The organism is Paenibacillus sp. GCM10027627 (assembly GCF_042675505.1).
Taxonomy (GTDB): Bacteria; Bacillota; Bacilli; order Paenibacillales; family Paenibacillaceae; genus Pristimantibacillus.
Genome location: NZ_JBHTHB010000006.1, coordinates 231,398 through 252,125 on the forward strand (window position 1 = coordinate 231,398; position 20,728 = coordinate 252,125).

The 20,728-nt window shown below is 50.6% G+C and carries 18 protein-coding genes; 14 read left to right on the forward strand and 4 right to left on the reverse strand.

The features are described from left to right. The first annotated feature begins 417 nt into the window (after positions 1-417). The 8 genes from ACFQZE_RS20555 to ACFQZE_RS20590 all read left to right on the forward strand — a co-directional run bounded on the left by ACFQZE_RS20555 (position 418) and on the right by ACFQZE_RS20590 (position 9,787). Positions 418-2,649: a choice-of-anchor I family protein gene (locus ACFQZE_RS20555; protein ID WP_379360546.1), complete on the forward strand. Its 2,232-nt coding sequence runs from the start codon at positions 418-420 to the stop codon at positions 2,647-2,649. Between the two features lie 185 nt (positions 2,650-2,834). Then, entirely contained in the window at positions 2,835-4,217 is a 1,383-nt protein-coding gene (locus ACFQZE_RS20560; protein ID WP_379360548.1) for an MATE family efflux transporter, read from the forward strand. A gap of 177 nt (positions 4,218-4,394) precedes the next feature. Next, on the forward strand, positions 4,395-4,844 hold the full coding sequence (locus tag ACFQZE_RS20565) for a MarR family winged helix-turn-helix transcriptional regulator (RefSeq protein WP_379360550.1): 450 nt from the start codon (positions 4,395-4,397) through the stop codon (positions 4,842-4,844). A 114-nt stretch (positions 4,845-4,958) separates the two neighbouring features. After that, a complete protein-coding gene (locus ACFQZE_RS20570; protein ID WP_379360552.1) occupies positions 4,959-5,903 on the forward strand; it encodes a ring-cleaving dioxygenase in 945 nt (314 codons plus the stop codon). 2 nt (positions 5,904-5,905) lie between these two features. Next, the gene (locus ACFQZE_RS20575) at positions 5,906-6,526 is read left to right on the forward strand and encodes an alpha/beta hydrolase (protein WP_379360554.1); all 621 of its coding nucleotides are present in this window, start codon (positions 5,906-5,908) and stop codon (positions 6,524-6,526) included. Beyond that, entirely contained in the window at positions 6,523-7,134 is a 612-nt protein-coding gene (locus ACFQZE_RS20580) for a flavin reductase family protein (protein WP_379360556.1), read from the forward strand. Before ACFQZE_RS20575 ends, ACFQZE_RS20580 begins: the two co-directional genes overlap by 4 nt. Positions 7,135-7,375: 241 nt before the next feature. Next, positions 7,376-8,446 (forward strand): pre-toxin TG domain-containing protein, encoded by a 1,071-nt coding sequence (locus tag ACFQZE_RS20585; protein ID WP_379360558.1) that lies wholly within the window; start codon positions 7,376-7,378, stop codon positions 8,444-8,446. Between the two features lie 438 nt (positions 8,447-8,884). Further along, a complete protein-coding gene (locus ACFQZE_RS20590) occupies positions 8,885-9,787 on the forward strand; it encodes an NAD(P)/FAD-dependent oxidoreductase (RefSeq protein WP_379360560.1) in 903 nt (300 codons plus the stop codon). Here the strand turns inward: ACFQZE_RS20590 and ACFQZE_RS20595 are convergent. The 3 genes from ACFQZE_RS20595 to ACFQZE_RS20605 all read right to left on the reverse strand — a co-directional run bounded on the left by ACFQZE_RS20595 (position 9,764) and on the right by ACFQZE_RS20605 (position 12,962). Next, entirely contained in the window at positions 9,764-10,513 is a 750-nt protein-coding gene (locus tag ACFQZE_RS20595) for a uracil-DNA glycosylase family protein (protein ID WP_379360562.1), read from the reverse strand. The genes ACFQZE_RS20590 and ACFQZE_RS20595 overlap by 24 nt on opposite strands. A gap of 154 nt (positions 10,514-10,667) precedes the next feature. Continuing rightward, positions 10,668-11,663 carry an N-acetylglucosamine kinase gene (locus ACFQZE_RS20600; RefSeq protein WP_379360564.1) on the reverse strand — a complete coding sequence of 332 codons (996 nt, stop codon included), beginning with the start codon at positions 11,661-11,663 and terminating at the stop codon, positions 10,668-10,670. A 15-nt stretch (positions 11,664-11,678) separates the two neighbouring features. Further along, positions 11,679-12,962, reverse strand: a complete 1,284-nt coding sequence (locus ACFQZE_RS20605; protein WP_379360566.1) for a 6-phospho-beta-glucosidase — start codon at positions 12,960-12,962, stop codon at positions 11,679-11,681. Between the two features lie 229 nt (positions 12,963-13,191). Here ACFQZE_RS20605 and ACFQZE_RS20610 point away from each other — a divergent pair, with 229 nt between their 5' ends. Further along, positions 13,192-14,055 (forward strand): MurR/RpiR family transcriptional regulator, encoded by an 864-nt coding sequence (locus ACFQZE_RS20610; RefSeq protein WP_379360568.1) that lies wholly within the window; start codon positions 13,192-13,194, stop codon positions 14,053-14,055. Positions 14,056-14,262: 207 nt separating this feature from the next. Further along, the gene (locus ACFQZE_RS20615; RefSeq protein ID WP_379360570.1) at positions 14,263-15,174 is read left to right on the forward strand and encodes a zinc metalloprotease; all 912 of its coding nucleotides are present in this window, start codon (positions 14,263-14,265) and stop codon (positions 15,172-15,174) included. On the opposite strand, the gene ACFQZE_RS20620 is transcribed toward ACFQZE_RS20615, so the two are convergent. Then, complete coding sequence (locus tag ACFQZE_RS20620) at positions 15,171-15,548, reverse strand: collagen-like protein (RefSeq protein ID WP_379360572.1); 378 nt, start codon at positions 15,546-15,548, stop codon at positions 15,171-15,173. The two genes, ACFQZE_RS20615 and ACFQZE_RS20620, sit on opposite strands and share 4 nt — an antisense overlap. Positions 15,549-16,346: 798 nt before the next feature. On the opposite strand from ACFQZE_RS20620, the gene murQ reads away from it, so the two are divergent. The 4 genes from murQ (at position 16,347) to ACFQZE_RS20640 (ending at position 20,650) form a co-directional block, all read left to right on the forward strand. After that, positions 16,347-17,261: an N-acetylmuramic acid 6-phosphate etherase gene (gene murQ / locus ACFQZE_RS20625; RefSeq protein ID WP_379360574.1), complete on the forward strand. Its 915-nt coding sequence runs from the start codon at positions 16,347-16,349 to the stop codon at positions 17,259-17,261. A gap of 55 nt (positions 17,262-17,316) precedes the next feature. Next, the gene (locus ACFQZE_RS20630) at positions 17,317-18,771 is read left to right on the forward strand and encodes an ABC transporter substrate-binding protein (protein ID WP_379360576.1); all 1,455 of its coding nucleotides are present in this window, start codon (positions 17,317-17,319) and stop codon (positions 18,769-18,771) included. Between the two features lie 97 nt (positions 18,772-18,868). After that, a complete protein-coding gene (locus tag ACFQZE_RS20635; protein ID WP_379360578.1) occupies positions 18,869-19,771 on the forward strand; it encodes a carbohydrate ABC transporter permease in 903 nt (300 codons plus the stop codon). Between the two features lie 18 nt (positions 19,772-19,789). Beyond that, entirely contained in the window at positions 19,790-20,650 is an 861-nt protein-coding gene (locus ACFQZE_RS20640) for a carbohydrate ABC transporter permease (RefSeq protein ID WP_379360580.1), read from the forward strand. Positions 20,651-20,728 lie beyond the last annotated feature (78 nt).

The window sequence follows — 20,728 nt, forward strand, 5'->3', positions numbered from 1 at the left end:
CGCTGCTCCGCGATACCACCCGAATTCGGCCAATCGGCCGCTCTCATTTCTCCCATGATAACGGGGGAGTGCCGTCAAAGCCTACTGCTCGTTATGCGCCGCAACGGCCGAGGTTCGGTTTGAAGCGATGGGACCCATTCATCGGGGGCTGTATGCGCCGGACCTTTCACCAGTCGCCGGCTCGCTAACGGCATTCGCCCTGCCCGAGTACTCTTTCCCATCATGGCTGTGTCATGATTGATTGGATTGTCATTTAGCATAGCGGGAATCAAGGCGCCAGTCAAGCCGTCCTCTGCAAAAAGATGGGAATAGCGGAACGGCCGCCGTTTTACAATACCTTCATAATCCCCTTAACATGCGGAAAACATTTTGTTTCTACACTTGGTTTATGAAATCGGACAAGGGAGAGGATTTGTTTTGAAAAAGAAAATAGGGAAAAAAGCATGGAGCACCGTTATCGCTTCACAATTAGCACTAGGTTCGATCCTTGGCGGAGGAGCTGTTATGGCAGAGGGTGGAATAGCCGAAGGCGCTTTCGCTGATTCTTATAAGCTTAATAAGATTGGTTATTATTCCGTCGGGACGCATAACGAGAATGGCGGAGTTGCAGAAATTATTAAATACAATAAAGAAAACGGCAAGTTTTATTTGGTCAACGGCTCAAGCAACCCGCCAAGCCTTGATATTGTAGGGCTGAACGGGGGCAAGGGCGAGCTTAAAAAAGAAGCGACGGTGCTCGTTCAGAAGCTCGCGGAAACGAACGGTTTTGTGTTTGGCGATTTGACAAGCGTAGCCATCAGCACAAAAAACGACCGTGTTTACTTAGCGGTGCAGGAAAAAGGCGTAAACAAAGCGGGCAAAATTTTGGCGCTGGATTACGAGGGCAAGCTGGTGGCGGAATATGCGGCCGGCATTCAACCGGATATGATTACGGTAACGGAGGACGGACGATACGTCCTGACGGCGGATGAAGCGGAGCCGCGCACAGGCGTGCCGGGCGAAGACGGAAAAGGCAGCGTGACGATTGTAGACACGGCGAGCGGGAAGTCGTCGCAGCTTTATTTTGACCAACCTTCCGTTATCGACGACGATGTTCATATTCGCGGGGCGTCGGATAAAGACGGAATCATTACGGGCAAAGGGACTAAAGCGGATGCGCTTTACGATTTGGAGCCGGAATATATTACGATCGCGCCTGGCGGCAAAACGGCGTATGTAGCGCTGCAAGAGAACAACGCGATGGCGACAGTCGATATTGAAAAAGGACAAGTTTTATCCGTTAAGTCGCTTGGTCTCAAGGATTACAGCGACCCGCGCAATGCGCTCGATCTTCGCAAGGACGGCAAAATCAAGTTTGAGAATGTGCCATTCTATGGCGCGTACATGCCGGATGGCATCGCTTCATACGAGGTGGACGGCAAAACGTATTTGCTGACGGCGAACGAAGGCGATGCGACGGAGTGGCCGAACCGGGTCAATGCGAGCAAAGTGAAGGATATGAAAGGCAAGCTGAATCCATCGTCGAAAGCGTACGCTTTATTGCAAGGGACAACCGATTTTGACGATGTGGAAGTGGTATCGGACCGGGGCAATGACGGAATCTATTTGTATGGGGGCCGTTCCTTCTCCATTTATGAAGCGTCGTCGATGAAACAGGTCTATGACAGCGGCAGCGACTTTGAAAAAATAACGGCGGAGAGATTGCCGGACTATTTCAATACAAGCAACAGCAAAATTAAACTGGACGACCGCAGCGCCAAAAAAGGTCCGGAGCCGGAAGATGTCAAAACGGGTGTAATCGATGGCAAAACATTCGCTTTTGTAGGCTTGGAGCGCATTGGCGGCATTATGATGTACGATGTGACGAATCCGGTGAAGCCGGCTTTTGCAAGCTATGTGAATACTCGTCAGTTTAAGGATGCAAAAGGCGAACCGAACCTCGATACGGATACGGCGCCAGAAGGCCTCGAATTTATTTCCGCTGCGGACAGCCCGACAGGAAATCCGCTTTTGCTAGCGGCATTTGAAGTAGGCGGAAAAGTAGCGGTCTATGAAATTAAGAGCGGGTCCGACCATTCTGAGGTTGTTTTCTCGGATGTAGCGGGCAGCTACGCGGAGAACGAAATTAAAGCTCTGGCGGAAGCGGGAGTGATGAACGGCATCGGCGACGGAAAGTTCGGGTTGAAGCTGGAATTAAGCAGAGGCGACTTTACGTTGCTGCTGTCACGCATCGCGAAAGCTGATCTCAAAGAAGCCGGAGGATCTCGTTTTGCCGATGTAATGGACGGTCAATACTATGCAAAAGCGATAGAGTGGGCTGCGAAGCTGGGTATTGCGGAGGGAGACGGCAGCGGCCATTTCCGTCCGGAAAATAAAGTGACAAGAGAGCAGATGGCCGTCATGCTTGCCCGTTTCGTGAAGGCGTTAGAATTGGAGCTGCCAAGCGGCGAAGCTCCTGCGCCATTCGTTGATGCGGCGCTTATTAGCGGCTATGCGAAAGAGGCGGCGGCGCTTATGCAGCAAGCGGGCGTGCTGGTTGGAAAAAGCGGAGCAAACGGTTTAAGCTTTGCGCCTAAAGATACGGTAACGCGCGAACAAGCGGCCAAAGCGACTGCGTTCATTTGGGAGCTGGCAGCTTCGCAGAAATAAGGTTTGGATGGAGACACCGTCTCAGAGCCGATCCCGGCTTTGGGGCGGTGTTTCATTTTGAAACGGGTGAGCAAAATCACATGCATTTTCGCCAATTATTGCAAATGCGCGAACATGTGTTTTGTGCTACGATACGATAACATGCTCACACTAGGGGCAATAGACAAAAAACGAAGGTGATAGGGTTGGGAGACAAGACAGAAGCCAAAGATTTAAAGCTGTTTTATTTGACATGGCCCATTTTTCTAGAAATATCGCTGTTTATGATGATGGGTATTGCGGATACGTTTATGCTGAGCGCCATTTCCGACAATGCCGTATCGGGCGTAGGAGCGGCGAATCAATATTTGCACATCGCGATTTTGCTGCTTGAGGTGATCGGCAACGGGGCCGCCATCGTTGTGGCCCAATATATCGGCTCGCGCAAATTTTTGGAGACGGCCAAAATATCGGCGCTCGCCGTCACGCTCAATTTGCTCGTCGGTATCGTGCTGAGCGTAGGTTTTGTCCTATTCAACAGTTACTTGCTGCGCACGCTAAATCTTCAAGGGGAAGTATACGAGTTCGCTCAAAGCTATTTGGCGATTGTCGGAGGTGCGATCTTCCTACAGGCGATTATTAACTCGCTTGCCGCTATTATTCGCGTTCATGGCTTTACGAAAGAAGCGATGTTTGTGTCGCTTGGGATGAACGTGGTGCATATTATCGGCAACTATGCGCTTATTTTCGGCAACTTCGGAATGCCGGCTATGGGTGTGGAAGGCGCAGCGATTTCGACCATCGCGAGTCGATTGCTTGCTGTAGTGGTCTTTTTCTGGCTGCTGTACCGGGTAATGGAGGTTCGAATCAAGTTAAGCTACTATGTAAATCTGTCCAAAGAGTATATTCGCCAAATATTAAAAATCGGCATTCCGTCCGCTTTGGAGCAGGTCATGTATCAATTTTGCCAAATCGTCTTTTTGTTCTACACGACCTATTTGGGAGAGGCGGCACTCGCCGCAAAGCAATACGCGTCCAACATTTCTATGTTTATTTATTTGTTCGCGCTTGCCGTCGGGATCGGTACTTCCATTTTGGTTGGCCGCTTCGTTGGAGCGGGAAGAGCGGAAGAAGCCTACAAACGGGTATGGAAAAGCGTTCAGTCGGCCAGCATCAGCACGCTCGTTGTCGTGGCTGTCGTCATTTTGTTCCGCGAGCAATTGGTCGGCATGTTTACGGATGATGCGGATGTGTTGAGAATTGGAGCGCAGGTGCTGCTGTTCAGCTTGCTGCTGGAGACGGGCAGAACGATCAATCTGGTGCTGGTCAACGCGTTGCGCGCTTCCGGCGATGCGAAGTATCCGCTCTGGGTCGGCATGTTTTCCATGGTGGTCATGAGCTTGTCGCTCGGTTATTTGTTTGTGTTCCATTTGGAGCTAGGGCTGATTGGCATTTGGCTTGCGATTGCGGCGGACGAATGGCTGAGAGCGGTCATCTTCTTCTTCCGCTGGCGAAGCCGGGCGTGGGAGAAGCACGCTTTAGTGAAGCCGGACTCGTCGCCGGACGGGGGAGCGACTTTGACCGGATAGTTTGGGGCAGCGCGTTCAGAGAGTTTTACGTTCTCTGAACGCGTTTTTTAATAGGCGGGCATTTGCTACTTCGGAAAAATTTTCGGAAAATGTAGCGGTCATCTTGTTGACAGGACATAAAAATTCTGATATCTTAAATTTAAGATAACGCAATTCAAAATAAAAGGATGTGGGACGATGACAAAAGAAGAGTCCTCCAATGAAGCATTGGATTTGTATATCGCTTTGTCCCGGGCTGCGCAATGGATCAACGCACATGCCGACCGCGACATCCGCAAGCAAGGACTTAACCGCACGGAATTTGGCGTATTGGAGCTGCTTTACCATAAGGGAGCGCAGCCTCTGCAGCAAATTGGCGGCAAAGTGCTGATGAGCAGCGGGAACATTACTTATGTCGTGGATAAGCTGGAGAAAAAGGGGCTGGTCGTCAGACGAACTTCCACGGAAGACCGCCGTCTCATTTACGCAGAAGTGACGGAAGCGGGCCGCAAGTTTATAGAAGACGTTTTCCCGGTGCATACTACCGTTATTGAACAAGCGTCGGAAGGATTAACGGCTGAAGAAAAGCGGGCGGCCAGCCACCTGCTGAAAAAGCTCGGGAAATACGCTCAGCAGTCCTTTAAGTAGAGAGTTTCTTCTTCTCTTCAGACAGATAGTGAACAGGGAAGGAAGTATCGTAAGCGGGACTGCTTTTGCAGGTCATATATCTTAAATTAAAGATAATATAGAGGAGAGATGAACATGACAACGAAAACGGCAGGCATTCACCACGTTACTGCATTTGTAAGAGATCCGCAGCAAACTTCAGATTTTTACGCAGGCATTCTGGGGCTGCGTCTTGTGAAAAAAACGATTAACTTTGATGCTCCGGAAGTGTACCATCTTTATTTCGGCGATCAAGCGGGAAGTCCGGGTACGATCATCACTTTTTTCCCGTGGAAGGATTCGCGCAAAGGAAAAATCGGCGGAGGTCAAGTCGGCATTACTACTTATGTTGTTCCAGCTGGCGCTTACTCGTTCTGGCAGGAGCGTCTGGCTAAATTAGGGGTCGAAGTGCAGGAAACGGAGCGTTTTGGCGAACAGTATTTGCAGTTTGCCGACCCGGACGGCTTGCGTGCGGAAATCGTAGCTCGCGAGGAAGGGCCGCTTAGCGAGTGGAGCTTTGGCGGAATTCCCACAGATAAAGCGATTAAAGGCTTTGGCGGAGCGGTATTGTTTAGTACGGCGCCGGAATCGACAGGAAAGCTGCTCGAAAATGTAATGGGCCTCACGAAAGTGGGAGAGGATGTTGGTTTTGTCCGCTACCGGTCGTTTGGCGATATCGGCAACGTCATTGAAGTGAACGCTACGGCAATGGCTCCCGGCCATGGCGGCGCAGGCACTGTGCATCATATTGCATGGAGAGCCAAAGACGATGAGGAGCATGCACTGTGGAGAGGTCTTGTAGCCAGCAACGGTTATCAGCCGACTCCGATTGTGGACCGTCAATATTTTAATGCCCTCTACTTCCGCGAGGAAGGCGGCATCTTGTTTGAAATTGCGACCGATCCACCTGGATTTGCACGCGACGAAGAGCCGGAGCATTTGGGCGAGAAGCTCATGCTGCCGGAATGGTACGAGAAGCATCGCGAGGAAATTGAGCGTTTGCTGACCCCGTTTACCGTAAGAGAATTGGAGGAGATGTAAGGATGAAGCATATTTTTCAAAAGGGTACAGACGATAAAGCGCCAGTGCTGCTGCTGCTCCATGGCACAGGGGGAACGGAGCGGGATTTGCTCCCGCTCGCGAATTTAATCTCTCCGTCCTCCTCCGTCCTCAGCGTTCGAGGCAACGTGCTGGAGAACGGAATGCCGAGATTTTTCCGCCGACTGGCGGCTGGCGTATTCGATTTAGAAGATTTGGTATTCCGTACGGGGGAGCTGAACGAATTTTTGAACAGCGCTTCGGCCGAATACGGCTTTGACCGCCGCAATGTGGTCGCTGTAGGTTATTCCAATGGGGCCAATATCGCGGCCAGCCTGTTGTTTCACGAGAAGGATTCGCTTCGCGGCGCTGTTTTGCATCACCCTATGGTTCCTATTCGCGGACTAGAGCTGCCGGATATGACGGGGCTGCCTGTATTTATCGGGGCTGGCGAAAATGACTCTATGTGCACGCCAGGCGAAACAAACGATTTGGAGGGACTGCTTTCCGGCGCCGGAGCATCTGTGGCAGTTCATTGGGAGAGGTTCGGTCATCAGTTGACCTCGACGGAAGCGGATGCTGCGGCACAATGGTTTGCCCGGACGTTTGGGGGAGAGTCGGAATGATTGCCATCGACCCGGCCAGCCAAAGTACGCAGGATAACTATAAGCTTCTGATCGGAAGCGTTATTCCACGGCCCATTGCTCTTGTGACGACGATGTCGGAGGAAGGGGTGCTTAATGCGGCTCCGTTCAGCTTCTTCAACATTGTGTCCGCCAATCCGCCTCTGCTGTCCGTATCCGTTCAGCGCAAAAGCGGTGTAAAAAAGGATACGGCGGCTCATGCGGAGAGCCGGGAAGAGTTCGTCGTGCATATTGCCGACGAAACGTATATTAAGGCAATCAATGCAACGGCGGCTCCCGTTCCGCCGGAAGTTAGCGAAGTGGAGCTTGCGGGTCTAACCGCTGTGGCGAGCGATGTCATCTCGGTGCCGGGCATAGCTGAGGCGCGAATTCGAATGGAATGTGTGCTGGAGCGGTCGATTCCGCTGGGCGGCACGGACGATGCGCCTTCCTGCGACTTGCTGATTGGCAGAGTAGTGAGGTTTCATCTTGACGAAGCGCTGTATGATAGAGGGAAAATCAATCCGGAGCTGCTAAGTCCGGTCAGCCGCTTGGCCGGCCACGATTATGCGAAGCTGGGCGAGCGGTTTACTTTGGAGCGGCCGCTGTAAGCGGATGTTAAGTATTTAGATGATTAAATGATGCAGCGATCCGACCGGGTATTTCAACGGTACTGGTCGCTGATTTTTTTTATGAAGCTGTAATATGAGCGCATGACATAATAAAAAGCTCTATTTAAACTATGATTTTATGGCAACTGCGGTTTTGAGGGACTTCGGCAATATCCATATCGATTATGCAATCTCGTCACGCCGTCAAATTAGTTCTCGTATGAACAGGACGAGTAGCCGATTGGCAGAATTGGAGAGAAAGATAAGAGCGGTACAGGCATTCGCAAATCAGTCGATGGAGAGGTACAACAATACTGAAGCGGGAATTGTTAAGCTCGTTCCCGAGCTTGGAAGCAGCACTATAGATTACGTAAGTGTCACAAGTTATATTGGAAACCCTACTAATTTACAAAACCAGAATGCAGGCATAACTATGGTCGGATATCCAATGCTTACCCCGCAGGCGATACTGGATAAGCTAAGGGAAAAGGGTGGTTATCCGCCGAAAACGGCTTACTTAGCGGAGTATCCCAACACATGTGGTCCAAATTATACGGATAAAAGCACCCCATACGAGGAGAAGAAAAAAGGTGCAGGATGGCTAGCCAAAGGTTTCTCATTTGGATTGGATTTTGTGCCAATCGTGGGCAATATTAAATCGGCTGCTGAAGCTATTATGGGCAGTGATGTTATTACAGGCGAAAAGTTGTCCACGGGTGAGAGATGGCTTGCAGCAGCTGGAACATTCGTTCCTTGGGTACGGAAGGCGGACACTGTCGTTGATGTTGTAAAGCGTGCCGATGACGTGATAGATGGTATTGGTAGCGCAAGGAAAGCCGATGCGGCAAGTGATCTTGGCTTACGTGAACTTGGGAGTCGTGGTGTCCGTAATACAGAAACATTAACAGATGCTCAAAGAGCACAAATCGAAAAGCATGTTAAGGAATTAGGGCTTAATCCAGATGATTTTCTTATTAGCTCTCATATGTCGTCATATTCTGATATGTTGGATAAAGTATTCATTGGACCAAATGCATTTAAGGCTAATGCTAGAACGAGTAGTTCTGTATTCGAATCTATGACACCTAGGGCGGTAGTTGCGCATGAAGCTGGTCATATGATAACCACTAGAAATGGTACTGCGTTCGAAGCAGGTTCGTTATATGATGAAGTAGCAGCCAGCTTAACCGGCAGAAATCTTCCGGGACTAAACAATGTTGAGCGGTATCAATTACTGCGTGATGCTGTTGAGCGAGCCAGAATTGAAGGCAAGGATTTAAGAAAAGTTCTTTCTGAAATGGAGGCTAGATAAAGTGGATAAAGCAATCCTGCAAAAAATTGAGAAATTGGAATCGGCTTTGGGGGAGTTCAAAGTAAAACAAAAGGTAGAATTTACTCATTGTGAGCAGTGTAATGAGCTAATCGAAATAGTAAGGATAAGCGATTCCGTACTCTCAGTCAACTGTAAATGCGGCAACTATAAGGATACGTTAAGGGGATTGTAACGGGGGTAGTCAACCCAATCCAATTGTAAAATAAAATGATGCGACGACCGCGATCCGGGTGTTGACCGGGGAACGGTCGTCGTTTTTTTAAAGCACGGCATAATTAAAATCGAGAGGCTGGCAGGTAGCCCCATTCCGCAATGCTGTTTAGTTTCAAGCATGATGGAGTTCTTTTGGCGATATATATAAAGGGGTAACTAGTGGGATTTCATTATGCTGGGGCAGTCCCGGAAGGTGGAAGCGGAATGAAAGTGGATTGCGCGATCGTCGGGGGCGGCCCGGCGGGGCTAAATGCGGCATTATTGCTTGGAAGAGCGAGGAGAAGCGTCATTGTGTTTGATGACAGCAAGCCAAGAAACGCAGTGACGAAACATACGCACGGCTTTATTACAAGAGACGGGGTTACTCCAGAGCAGTTTAGAAAGCTGGCATGGCAGGATATTAAAAGTTATCCGTCCGTTGTGCTGAAACGGGATAAGGTCGAAGAGATTACTGCGGAAGAAGGAGGCTTCCGTTTGGCGACAAGCGGAGGCTTTTCGGTGCAGGCTCGCAAGCTTCTTTTGGCCGGGGGGCTCAAGGAGACGCTGCCCCGAGTTCCGAACCTTGGAGCCTTCTATGGCACCAGCCTATTTAGTTGCCCGTACTGCGACGGCTGGGAAATGCATGACAGGCCCTTAATTATTATTGCGGACGGGGCAGGTGCTTTCCCGCTGACTCGTCTAGCTTATCAATGGAGCCAAGACTTGATGCTTTGCACGAACGGAGCCGAGCCTTTGACGATGAGCGAGCTGAAGCTGCTTTGGAAAAAAGGGATCGTCGTCACCAAGAAAAAAATTACGGATATGCTCGGCGAAGAAGGGCAGCTTCGCGCCGTGCGCTTCGCCGGTGGTGAAGAGGTCGTGCGTAGAGGAGGGTTCGTGTCGCCTTCGTGGAGGCAAGCCTCACCGTTCGGCAATGAGCTGGGCTGCGTATTGAATGAGCAAGGCGGCATTGCGACGGATCGGCTTGGGCGCTCCAGCGTTGTTGGCGTTTATGCCGCAGGAGATGCGTCGATGATTGCGCCCGCGCAAGCCGTCATTGCCGCAGGCGAAGGCAGCCGGGCGGCGATTGGCATCAATGCGGACTTAATTCAAGAGGATTTTAGATAGAGTGGACCGATGCTCCTCTTTAAGCGCTTCGAACTGTTTTTTGCGATGGCCGTTCGCCCCGGAGGGATGAGGAAACCCGAACAGGCAGCGTTGTTGGAGGGCGCCGTCTTGAAACCGTTCGTCTTCCAACGCGATGGCCCCAAGCACCTCCGCTACAGATTTGCCAAGCGGGATAACGACGGCGTCGCTTACAGCGGCAAGCTCATTCGCAAAGCCGGTCATCGCATATTTACGAATGAGAGCGGATGAGAGCATTTTGGGCTGATGGCCCGTATAGTTGTCTCCCTTGCGAAATAAAGGGTAGCGGATGACGGAAGTCGTATGAATGAGCTCGCGGTAGGGTCCAAAAAGGTCACTGCTGTCCCTTAGGCCAAGCATAGAGGGCAGGCCCAGCTCATTCAGCATGGCAATCAGATGAACTCGCATAGAGCCGGCGAAGCTGGCTTCGATTTTGGCTCTGCGGTCGATGTCAGACAAGGGGGAAGCGGAGGCGAGGTCTTGCTTGGCCGTTTGAATCGATAGCGACATTTGGGTAAAGCCTGGCGTAATGCCGACGATCATCACTTTGGCGGCCGGATTGACATAGTCGTATGGAGCGTAATAAAGCTCCAAATCCTTTTCTCTCTCCAATAAAAGCTCTGGAATGAGCAAATCCTCTCTTTTCCAAGGCGTGCCGGGCAAGTTTTCGATCACTTTTTTAAAATCGCCTATACGTGAATCGGCCATGACAGAGCCTCCTTCTGCAATGCTGCATAATAGGCTATTGTAAATAAAAGTATGGGCAGAGACAACCTGAGACAGACATTACTTGAAGTCGGGGCTGCTTTTTAAAAAAATGAAAGCCCTCCCGTCTCCATAGTGGATACGAAAGGGCTTTTCGTTAACGAACTGCTTCAATGACTTTGCGGCGAAGGCCGGAACCTGCGATACCGCTATGCGCCAGCTCCAGCGCCCATAGAACGGCGCCTGCCGCTGGAGGCTCTTGAAGAAGAATGAAGCGGCACTCTCGTCCGGTCAGTTCCGTGACAAGCGCTTTGAATCGTTCGCGCATGACAGGAGACTTCGCTTTTACCCAAACGGACCCCGCCATCACAATGTCGACCGGCTCATCGTCAAAGTCGAGATGACTTAAACAGCCTACGGTCGAATAAGCCAACTGTCTGGCGGTATGGTCGACGATAGACCAAGCGACGGCATCGCCTTCTTCGGCAGCCTCAAGCAAAATCGTTACGATTTCGGTATAGGGAAGAGTGCGGGCAAGAATGCTTTCCAGGGCATGCTCCATAAACGATTCTTTGTTCTGAACGCCAATCAGCCCCATGACGGAATCCGTCATGTTGGTCTCAGGCGCCAGACGGTAGAAGCTGTCGTAAATCGCCCGGATGACGCGCCTCGCCAAATAGTAGCCGCCGCCCTCGTCGCCGGACAGCTCGCTGCCGACCCCGCCGACTTGCAGTCTTCTTCCGCTCGGAGAGATGCCCCCCGTTACGACGCCGGAACCGTTGATGGAACAGATTCCGCAGCCCTTACTGCTCCCGGCCTTAATGCCGAGGAAGGAATCGTTGTCGAGCGCATAGTGAGTAAAGCCGATTCTCTCCACCACTTCGTTCAACCGTTTCTTTTGCGAAGGAATATCCGCCCCCGCCAGTCCGAAAGCCGCCGCCGCTATATGCTCCGTGCCAAGCCCGTTTCGCGATAAAATAAGCGTAATGTTTTCGTTCATTTCGCGGTAGGCGCCCTCATACCCGTCCTTAAATTGCTCGTGGCTGCAAGTGCCGGAGCGAATATGGTCCTTCTTTTCTCCGTTTAAATCAAACAGAAAATAGTCCGTTTTGCTGTTGCCGCCGTCGACTCCGATAACATATTGACCTCTCATAGCCGTTTAAGCTCCTTATTTGAATTGGGGAAGATAGCTTTTGTGCGCTTCTTTCATCTCTTGGAAGCAAGCATACGCCGTATGATAATCTCCGACAAGAGGATTCATCATTAGAGCGCGCATAGCTGCCGCTTCGCTTCCGTCGACCGCTGCGGCCACCGTCTCGCGCTCGTACGCTTTTACCATTCGCATATAGTCGATGATATGGCGGTTGTCGAAGCCGGGGACGGAAACCGGAACAGCGCCGTTCTTCCCGATGATGGCCGTTACCTCAACGGCGTCGCTATCCTCCATAAACGGCAGAGCGCCATGGTTAAGCAGATTGATGACGTGCTTCTCCTGCTTGTCGTTATAGATGGCGTCGACGAGGCTGATGGCGACCTCGGAGTAGTTGGCTCCGCCGCGCGAGGCGAGCAGCTCCGGTTTCGTATGCAGCTCCGCATCGGAGTAGATGCCCAGCAGCTCTTCTTCGATTTGCATACATTTTTCGCCGCGTGACAGCTCCGATTCTTTTAAAATGCTCAACTTTTTATGTTTAAAATAGTAATATTCCAAATAAGAGGATGGGATCGCTCCGACAAGCTGGACGAGCTCTTTGCTGAAGCCGCTGGACGGGATGTTTTTCATCGTTTCGCTGTTCAAGCCCCTATCGAGCGCCGTCTTCAAGTGGTCTTTCCCATCCTGTTCGATAGCAGTAATCCAGCTTAGATGGTTGAGCCCGACATAAGTAAGCTCGGCGTCTGGAAGCTCCATCGACTCTTTAATGCTTTTGGACATGTTGTAGGGAACGTTGCACAGGCCGAGCATTTTCACATGGGTATGATTCAAAATCGCTTCCGTAATTATTCCGGCAGGGTTGGAGAAGTTGATGAGCCACGCATCGGGACAAAGCTTTTCCATTCGCTTCGCGATGTCCAGCATGACGGGAATAGTGCGCATCGCTTTGAAAAAGCCGCCGATTCCGCAAGTTTCTTGCCCGATCAGACCGTACTTGAGCGGGATTTGCTCATCGAGCACCCGTGCGGGAAGCTTGCCGACCCTTATTTGGCCCAGTACAAAATCAGCTCCGGCTAAAGCTTTGTCAAGCTGATCGGTTTTAACGACTTTGGTGCTCATGCCTGCCGCTTCGATCATTCGCTCGCATAGGCCGCCGACGATATCCAGCTTCCTCTCGTCTATATCCATTAGCGCCAGCTCGCTGAGCGGGAGTGCGTCTTTGCGTTTGATAATGCCTTCCATCAACTCAGGCGTGTACGTGCTGCCCGCTCCGATAATCGCGATTTTCAACGTTTTGTCCATGTCACTCATCCTTTGCCGCGTTAGTCGTTTGTGATGCAAGTATAGCATGGGAGGATTATTTCCAACAATAAAAATTGCAGTATATTAATCATTATGATAAAAATATTTTGAAATAAATTTTCAAACGAGTAAAATAAGGCAATGGAACATATCGGAATACTACTTGTAATTTGTTCCTAATACGTATACTATTTAGTTGCAAAAATATGAAACGGACAGGGAGCGGCACATGGCGATAAACGATAACGTTTTGATCAAAATCCGGGACCGCAAGGACAGTCTGACGCCCGTTGAGCGGCTGGTCGCGGAGTACATTTTGGCCAATAAGGAAGAGATCCCGCATCTATCTATCAAAAGTCTGGCACAAGCTAGCAAAACGAGCGACGCCTCCGTCTTGCGCTTTTGCAAAACGATGGGCTACAACGGCTATCGCAGCTTCATCGTCAGCATTTCCGCTTCGCTCGGTTCCATGGACGAAGAGTCGGCGGACCAGTATACGGACATTCAGCCCGGCGACGAGCTCCAAACGATCATTTCCAACATTAGCCGCAACAACATGAGATCGATTGAAGATACGCTGAGCGTGCTGGATCGGTCGGCTGTCGAGCGTGCTGTACAGGCGCTTCGGACGAGCAAGCGCATTATGTTTTTCGGCATTGGCGCGTCGGGACTCGTAGCGCAGGATGCGGAGCAAAAGTTTACGCGAATCAATAAGATTTGTCATGCGTTTGTGGACGGGCATAGCCAGCTTACGGCTGCGACTCTGCTTACGAAAGAGGATGTCGCTATCTTTGTCAGCAATTCCGGCGACACGGTTGAAATTTTGGACTCGCTTGATATGGCGAAAAAGAGCGGAGCGCATATCGTGGCGATTACCAAGTATAGCAAAAGCGAGCTATCGGACCGGGCGGACACGCTGCTCAGCATCTCGACGCCGGAAATTTCGATCCGCAGCGGCGCCATGGGCTCGCGCATCGCTATGCTTACGATTATCGACATGCTGTTTGCAGGCGTAGCCAGCGCCGATTACCAGCAAGTGAAAAAGTACTTGTCCAAGAGCCACACGATTATTGCGAACAAAAGAAGAAGATAGATATAGAAAAGGTCAAACGATGGGGCTAGCTCATATGCTAGTTGGCTTAATAGACTTACGAGAAAAAAGGCTTAGCCGGCATTACTTCCGGTTAAGCCTTTTTTTATGAAAAAGCTGCTCTGTCGGCAGTTTGTCCAAGCCGTTTTGTAACCTTTTGCATCTCCTGTAATTGTACAACCCTTATCTTTTACAAGGAGGCGGATGGTTATGGCAACTGTTAACGTGATTAGCATTTTTACCAGAGGGGCAAGATCAAGTGATACACCGGAGCTGCGACTCGCCCGAGTAACGGCGGATATTACAAGAGCGACTCAGGTGTGGAGCACAGGATTTTTTCCCGGAGTAAGCTGCAACATTAACTTTGTTTCCCAGCAAATCATTTTTCGGGACGACGTTACTTTGGTAGCTAGTACGGTACCGAGCAGCTCCGATCCAAGGGTGGTGAATTTGATCTCACAAACAAAAGCGGCAACAAACAATGCGATCGCGATTTATGTGGTCTATGTGAGCGGGCCGACACTCAGCTCCGGCGCAGTTGGCAATGCGGGTCCTTATATTGACAATTTCGTCAACACGAACAATTTCCGCCTTGTCGGACATTGCGTCCTAAGCGACGATGCGATCGATTCGTATTTGCTTGCTCATGAAGCTGGGCATGTTCTGTTTGGCCGCTTTTTGAACAACGATTCGAACAGCTTTACGATCAACGATCCTTCGAATCCAGGAGATGGCCATAACAACAATCCACAAAACATTATGTTTCCGTTTGTCCCTGCAAGCAACCCGTTTATCAATGCTGCGCAGTGTGGCGTCGCGAGTCAAAGCAGGGTCATCATCGAAAACAATCCTGTTGCTCCGGTATTGGCCCAGGCAGGAGCAGGCGCTTTAGCGTTATCCGGACGTAACGGAGCGGCTTCTTCCTCTTCGAAAAAACATTCCTGTTGCTCATGTTGTGAAATCGACGACCCTTGTGATGGCGGATATATTTGCGTCCCCATTCCGAAGCGAGTAAGAAAACTAAATGCGCGCATCGCTAAGGAAGTCAAAAAGTACGGGCCGGATAAAATCAATACAAAGTTCAAGTATATTTGCAAAGACAAAGAGATCGTTATTCCTTAAACGCAGCTAAACGATTCGATCGACCGAAGGTCAAAGCCGACATACAGCCACGTAAAGCCGTTCCACCTAAACCCGGCGATCGAGTGCGGTCCCAAAAAGATAGGAAAGTACCAGAACTGGCTGCCGTTATGAAGCCATATATACGTGAAGCGGAACATGCAGCGGCGAATGCCGCCCGAATCGACGGTCAGCAGTGAGGCAGATTGGTGCTGAGGGACAAACGATGGCGGCGGCGAGGTTGGCGCCATTTGCTGATGGCCGCCTGGAGGGCCGGGCGTAGGGCCTGGACCTGGTCCTGGTCCGAATGGAGGTCCTCCCGGAGGCCCGAATGGAGGTCCTCCCGACGGCGGTCCGAATGGGGGCAAAAAGGACATGTTTATAGTCACTCCTGTTTCGTGTTATTTTTGGTTGTAGATAACTGGCGTAATCAGCATCGTGTGGTGCTGATTTTTTTTTGTATTCTATGCTGCTGCCCCCCAATGGGTGAGCATTCAGCCAAGCGGATAACTCCGGCTTTTCGTAGTGAAAACGGATGATGCCCGAGAACAAATAGTGGTGCCAGAAACAACTAGAGGTGCAAAAATGGGTATTCGAAAGTAAATAGTGGTGGGCAGAAACAACTAGAGGTGCGAAAACGGGTATTCGAAAGTAGATAGTGGTGCCAGAAACAACTAGAGGTGCGAAAACGGGTATTCGAAAGTAAATAGTGGTGCCAGAAACAACTAGAGGTGCGAAAACGGGTATTCGAAAGTAAATAGTGGTGCCAGAAACAACTAGAGGTGCGGAAACGGGTGTTTGAGAGTAAATAGTGGTGTCAGAAACAACTAGAGGTGCGAAAACAGGTGTTTGAGAGTAAATAGTGATGCCAGAAACAACTAGAGGTGCGGAAACAGTTGTTCTAGAGTAAATTGCGGCGCCAGAAACCAATAAAGGTACACCATCAAAGCAAACCCTCTCCAGCCTTCTCCCCCCTTCAAAGCGAATCCCCTCCTTCACTCCTTGATATAAAATGCCAATTATAATTTTCAATATAAATTTTTATTTCAAAATGTATTGACGCGTCTGAAATAAAAAGTTTAATATAAAGCTAAGCTACACAACAGAATCAATCGATCAAACGGGCGGAGTGGAGAAAAGCGAGCCCGATCCATGATCACGTTAGGGGAATCACTATGAATGACTATCTTGCAAGCTTAACGACGGAGGGGATTAATGCCAGTACGGACATGATTGATGAGCTGACCACGGAGCAAATGCTGGCGCTGATCAATCAGGAGGATGCGACGGTCCCGGCGGCGGTTGCAGCGGAGCTGGCCCAAATCGCCGCAGCTGTGGAAGCGCTTCATCGTGTATTGTCCGGCGGTGGTAAAATGTTTTACATCGGCGCGGGAACCTCAGGCAGGCTTGGTGTGCTGGATGCCTCGGAATGCCCGCCAACCTTCGGAACGGACCCAAAGCTCATTCAGGGACATATTGCCGGTGGCGATATTGCGCTGAGAGTTGCCGTGGAAGGCTGCGAGGACGATGGAGTGGAAGGCCGGGCGCTTATCGACCGGATTGGCGTCACAGACAAGGATGCCGTCATTGGCATTTCTGCAAGTGGAAGCGCTGCCTTTGTGATTGAAGGGCTGCGCAGAGCCGGGGAAATCGGCGCTCAGACGATTTGTGTGGTGAACAACAAAGAGACGAGGCTGAGCGAGGTAAGCGGCATTACGATTGCTCCGGTTGTCGGGCCGGAGGTCATCGCGGGTTCCACTCGTATGAAGGCAGGCACGGCGCAAAAGCTCGTGCTCAACATGCTGACAACGGGCACAATGGTGAAGCTGGGCAAGACGTACAACAATTTGATGGTCGATATGAGAGCCAGCAATAAAAAGCTGTACGAAAGAGCCGTTAGAATGATTACGACCTCGACGGGAGCAGATTTGGCGGCTGCGGAGGAAGTGCTGAGTCAGGCCGGGATGGATTGCAAGCTGGCCATCATGATGATCAAGTCAGGACTCGGCTCGGAGGAAGCGCGGAAAGTGCTTTTGGAATGCGGTGGCAGCCTGAAAAAGGCTATACGCGTCTGTACCAAAGTCATGTAGTATTGCTTGGCCAGATGAGAGTATATAGAATTTAACTTAAGGGAGGATCTCAGCAATGAAAAGAAAAACAAGATTTGCTGCAACTGTTTTGGCACTAATGCTGTCCGTAGGCGCATTGTCCGCATGCGGGTCCGGCAACAACAATGCGGGACCGAGCAGCTCGCCTGGCACTAGCCCGTCCGCTTCAGCCGGAACCGATTCCGGGGCGAAAGACACGATCACGGCTTTGCTGCCGCCGGTTTCCCCTAAGTACCAGGAAAATTTCAAGCAGATGGAAGCAGACTTCAACAAACTATATCCAAACCTGACTTTAAAAATTGAACCCGCCAGCTGGGAAGATATGACTCAGAAGCTGGATACGCAAGTGAATGCGGGCAGCCCGCCGGACTTGGCCTTTATTAACTCCGAAGGTATTTCCAAGTATGCTCAAATGGGCATGGTGATGGATATGAAGGATGTGCTCACACCGGAAATGCTAGCTGATTTTGACGAAGCGCCATTGTCTTACATGCAGAAGGACGGCGGCCAATACGGTCTTCCAGCGTACATGGAAGTTCACGCGATCGGCGGCAACAAGCAGTTCCTTGAGGAAGCGGGCATCGATTGGAAAAAAGTGCAGCAAGAAGGCTGGACCTACGACGAGTTCCGCGCGGCGATCAAAAAAGGCGTCGTGCAAGAAAACGGAACGACTTCCCGTTACGGCTTCGTTTTCGCAACAGCGGGCGTAGCATCCAGAGACTACCTCGGCATTTTGGTGAAAAATGCGGGCTTGCCGTCTCCTTTTACAATGGATAATAAGTATGCATACACAAGTAAAAACTTCCTTGAAGTTTTGAAAGCGGTTAGAACAATGATCGACGACGGCTCCATGCCGAAAGAGCTCGGCTCCGTAGACGCAGGCAAGCGCTGGAATATGTTCCTGACCGGCCAAACGATGATTACGGGCAAAGGTCTTGCCGTATTTGAAAACTCCGCTAACAACAATAACAAAAAAATCGACGCCAACGACGGCAGCGCGGTAGCGGGCAGCATCAAAGTCGATTACATCGTATTGCCGCTCCCATCCTTCGCAGGCCATGAAGCGGTATCCCATGCAGTAGTTGACGGCTACGTCGCTTTCCGCGGCAAAAAAGAGCCTACTGCCGAGCATAAAGCAAACGTTGCAAAAGCGGCTTACTTCCTAGCAAGCGGTCAAGTGGCGGCGCAAACGAACGCCGATCTGTTCGCAGCTCATATTTCAGACAGCGCGCGCAAAATCGCTGAAACGATGGAGTCCACTCGCAATCCGGACAACGTAGCGGCTGTTGACAGAATGCTTGAGCATGCGGCTCCGGCTCGTCCAGACATCCCTGTTGACCTTGGCGCAAAAGCGATTAAAGTAGAGACAGAAGTGATTATTCCTAAGCTGCAAGCTTTGCTTGCAAACGAAATTACGCCTGAAGAAATGTACGAGGCCGTGAAAAAGGCTGCTGTAGAAGCCTTCGGTGCGGACGGAGTTGTCCAAGAGTAATGTAGCGCGTCCCGGTTCGGATAGCCGCCCCTTGAACGGGGGGCTATCCGATCTACGTTTTAGCTGAAGTTTCGGTAGTGGAAAGGAGTCTTGCAGGATGGCTCGAACAACATCTGGCATTAAGAATCGCTTGAATAAAGGTGACGGAGCATGGGGGTACGCATTTATTGCGGTTGCGCTTCTTGTGTACGCTCTGTTCACCGCTTATCCCGTCATTAGCGCTCTTCTCATCAGTTTTCAAGAGTATCGGCCTCTAGGTTCCACCTATATTGGACTCGACAATTACGCGAGCATTTTCAAAAGCGAGCTGTTTGGCAAAGCGGTCTGGAACACGGCGCTGTATACGATACTTACCGTTCCGGTAGCACTGCTTCTTTCCTTCGGCGTAGCCATTATGATTATGCCGCTTAAAAAATGGGCGCAGACGACCTTCAAAGCGATTTATTATTTGCCTGCTGTAGCGTCTGGCGTCGCACTATCCGTCGTATGGCTTTGGATTTTCGATCCGATGCCGGGCGGCGTACTCAATCAACTGGTCGGGATGCTCGGCATCGACAATCAGAACTGGCTCGGCTCTAGCTCCACTTCGATGTTTTCGCTTGTTTTGATGTCTTGGCTATCGAGCCACGGCACAAGCATTATCATTTATGTAGCCGCGCTTCTTGGCATCGACGAAAGCTACTACGAGGCGGCGGAAATTGACGGGGCAACGTTTTGGCAAAAGATGTGGCATATCGTGATCCCGTGCTTGAAGCCAACGACCTTGTTCCTGCTGGTGACCGGCGTAATCGGCTCGTTCCAAGTATTCCAGAACGCTTACCTGATGACGGGCGGCGGCCCGGATCATTCCACAACGATGGTTGGCCTGCTTATTTTCGATACGGCGTTCAAATATTTCGAGTTCGGCAAGGCGGCCGCTCAATCGCTTGTGCTGGCGTTTATCATCGGCTTGATCGCATTTATCCAGTTTAAATTTTTGGGCAAGGACGTTGAATACTAGCAGAAGGAGGGACCCGATTTGGCCCTGTTTAACAATCATTTAGGCAACCGAACAGCCAGATATGTACGGAACACGATTATAGTTGTCCTCCTTCTGCTGTTTGCGCTTGCGACGCTGTTTCCGATTTATTTCATGATCATGTCATCCTTTGGAGATCCCGTCGAAGCCGGTGCCATTAGCTACAGCATCTGGCCGGGCAAGTTTTCTCTGGAATCGTACAAGTTTTTCTTTCAATTCAGCGAGCATACGTGGCGCTGGCTTGTGAACTCTCTCATAGTCGCGTCGGTTGTTATGGTATCCAATGTACTGTTCGCTACGATGGCGGGTTATGCTTTTGCCAAAATCCAGTTTAAAGGGCGCAACGTGCTGTTTGCCGTGCTGCTTGCGGCTATGATGATTCCGTATCAGGTGACGCAAGTTCCGCTTTATATTTTGATCGTCAACATTTTCGAAATCCAAAACACGTATGAGGCGCTTATTTTGCCGTCTCTCGTAACCGTATACAATATCTTTTTGGCAAAACAATTTATGGGCTCCATTCCGAAAGAAATTTTGGAGAGCGCTAAGGTGGAAGGCGCCAGCCAGTTCAAAATTTTCACCAAAATCATTATGCCGCTGTCCAAAACCGTCATGGCCGTTATGGCTATTCTGACGTTTATGGAATCGTGGAACACGTTTTTCTGGCCGTTCCTCGTGACGAACACGATGGATATGCAGACGATTCAGGTCGGCCTCAAAAACTTCCGGTTTGCCAACACGACGTATTTTGCGCCGATGATGGCCGGAGCGACGATTTCAGCGGTGCCGATGTTTATTCTGTTTTTCAGCTTGCAGCGTTATTTCCTCGAAGGGGTAACGGTTGGGGCGGTCAAAGGATAGTCGGCGCATATCGATAACGGGCGGGGATTAGCTGACGCCAGTAAAGGCTGCGGCTCTCCCCGCAGCCTTTTTCGTGTG

What these genes read in the sequence shown, in the direction of transcription:
- ACFQZE_RS20610 (WP_379360568.1), top strand. Translation starts at nt 13,192, where the DNA reads ATGGCGATAAACGATAACGTTTTGATCAAAATCCGGGACCGCAAGGAC.
- ACFQZE_RS20565 (WP_379360550.1), top strand. Translation starts at nt 4,395, where the DNA reads ATGACAAAAGAAGAGTCCTCCAATGAAGCATTGGATTTGTATATCGCT.
- ACFQZE_RS20575 (WP_379360554.1), top strand. Translation starts at nt 5,906, where the DNA reads ATGAAGCATATTTTTCAAAAGGGTACAGACGATAAAGCGCCAGTGCTG.
- ACFQZE_RS20620 (WP_379360572.1), bottom strand. Translation starts at nt 15,548, where the DNA reads ATGTCCTTTTTGCCCCCATTCGGACCGCCGTCGGGAGGACCTCCATTC.
- ACFQZE_RS20595 (WP_379360562.1), bottom strand. Translation starts at nt 10,513, where the DNA reads ATGGCCGATTCACGTATAGGCGATTTTAAAAAAGTGATCGAAAACTTG.
- ACFQZE_RS20615 (WP_379360570.1), top strand. Translation starts at nt 14,263, where the DNA reads ATGGCAACTGTTAACGTGATTAGCATTTTTACCAGAGGGGCAAGATCA.
- ACFQZE_RS20605 (WP_379360566.1), bottom strand. Translation starts at nt 12,962, where the DNA reads ATGGACAAAACGTTGAAAATCGCGATTATCGGAGCGGGCAGCACGTAC.
- ACFQZE_RS20580 (WP_379360556.1), top strand. Translation starts at nt 6,523, where the DNA reads ATGATTGCCATCGACCCGGCCAGCCAAAGTACGCAGGATAACTATAAG.
- ACFQZE_RS20600 (WP_379360564.1), bottom strand. Translation starts at nt 11,663, where the DNA reads ATGAGAGGTCAATATGTTATCGGAGTCGACGGCGGCAACAGCAAAACG.
- ACFQZE_RS20570 (WP_379360552.1), top strand. Translation starts at nt 4,959, where the DNA reads ATGACAACGAAAACGGCAGGCATTCACCACGTTACTGCATTTGTAAGA.
- ACFQZE_RS20635 (WP_379360578.1), top strand. Translation starts at nt 18,869, where the DNA reads ATGGCTCGAACAACATCTGGCATTAAGAATCGCTTGAATAAAGGTGAC.
- ACFQZE_RS20630 (WP_379360576.1), top strand. Translation starts at nt 17,317, where the DNA reads ATGAAAAGAAAAACAAGATTTGCTGCAACTGTTTTGGCACTAATGCTG.
- murQ (WP_379360574.1), top strand. Translation starts at nt 16,347, where the DNA reads ATGAATGACTATCTTGCAAGCTTAACGACGGAGGGGATTAATGCCAGT.
- ACFQZE_RS20590 (WP_379360560.1), top strand. Translation starts at nt 8,885, where the DNA reads ATGAAAGTGGATTGCGCGATCGTCGGGGGCGGCCCGGCGGGGCTAAAT.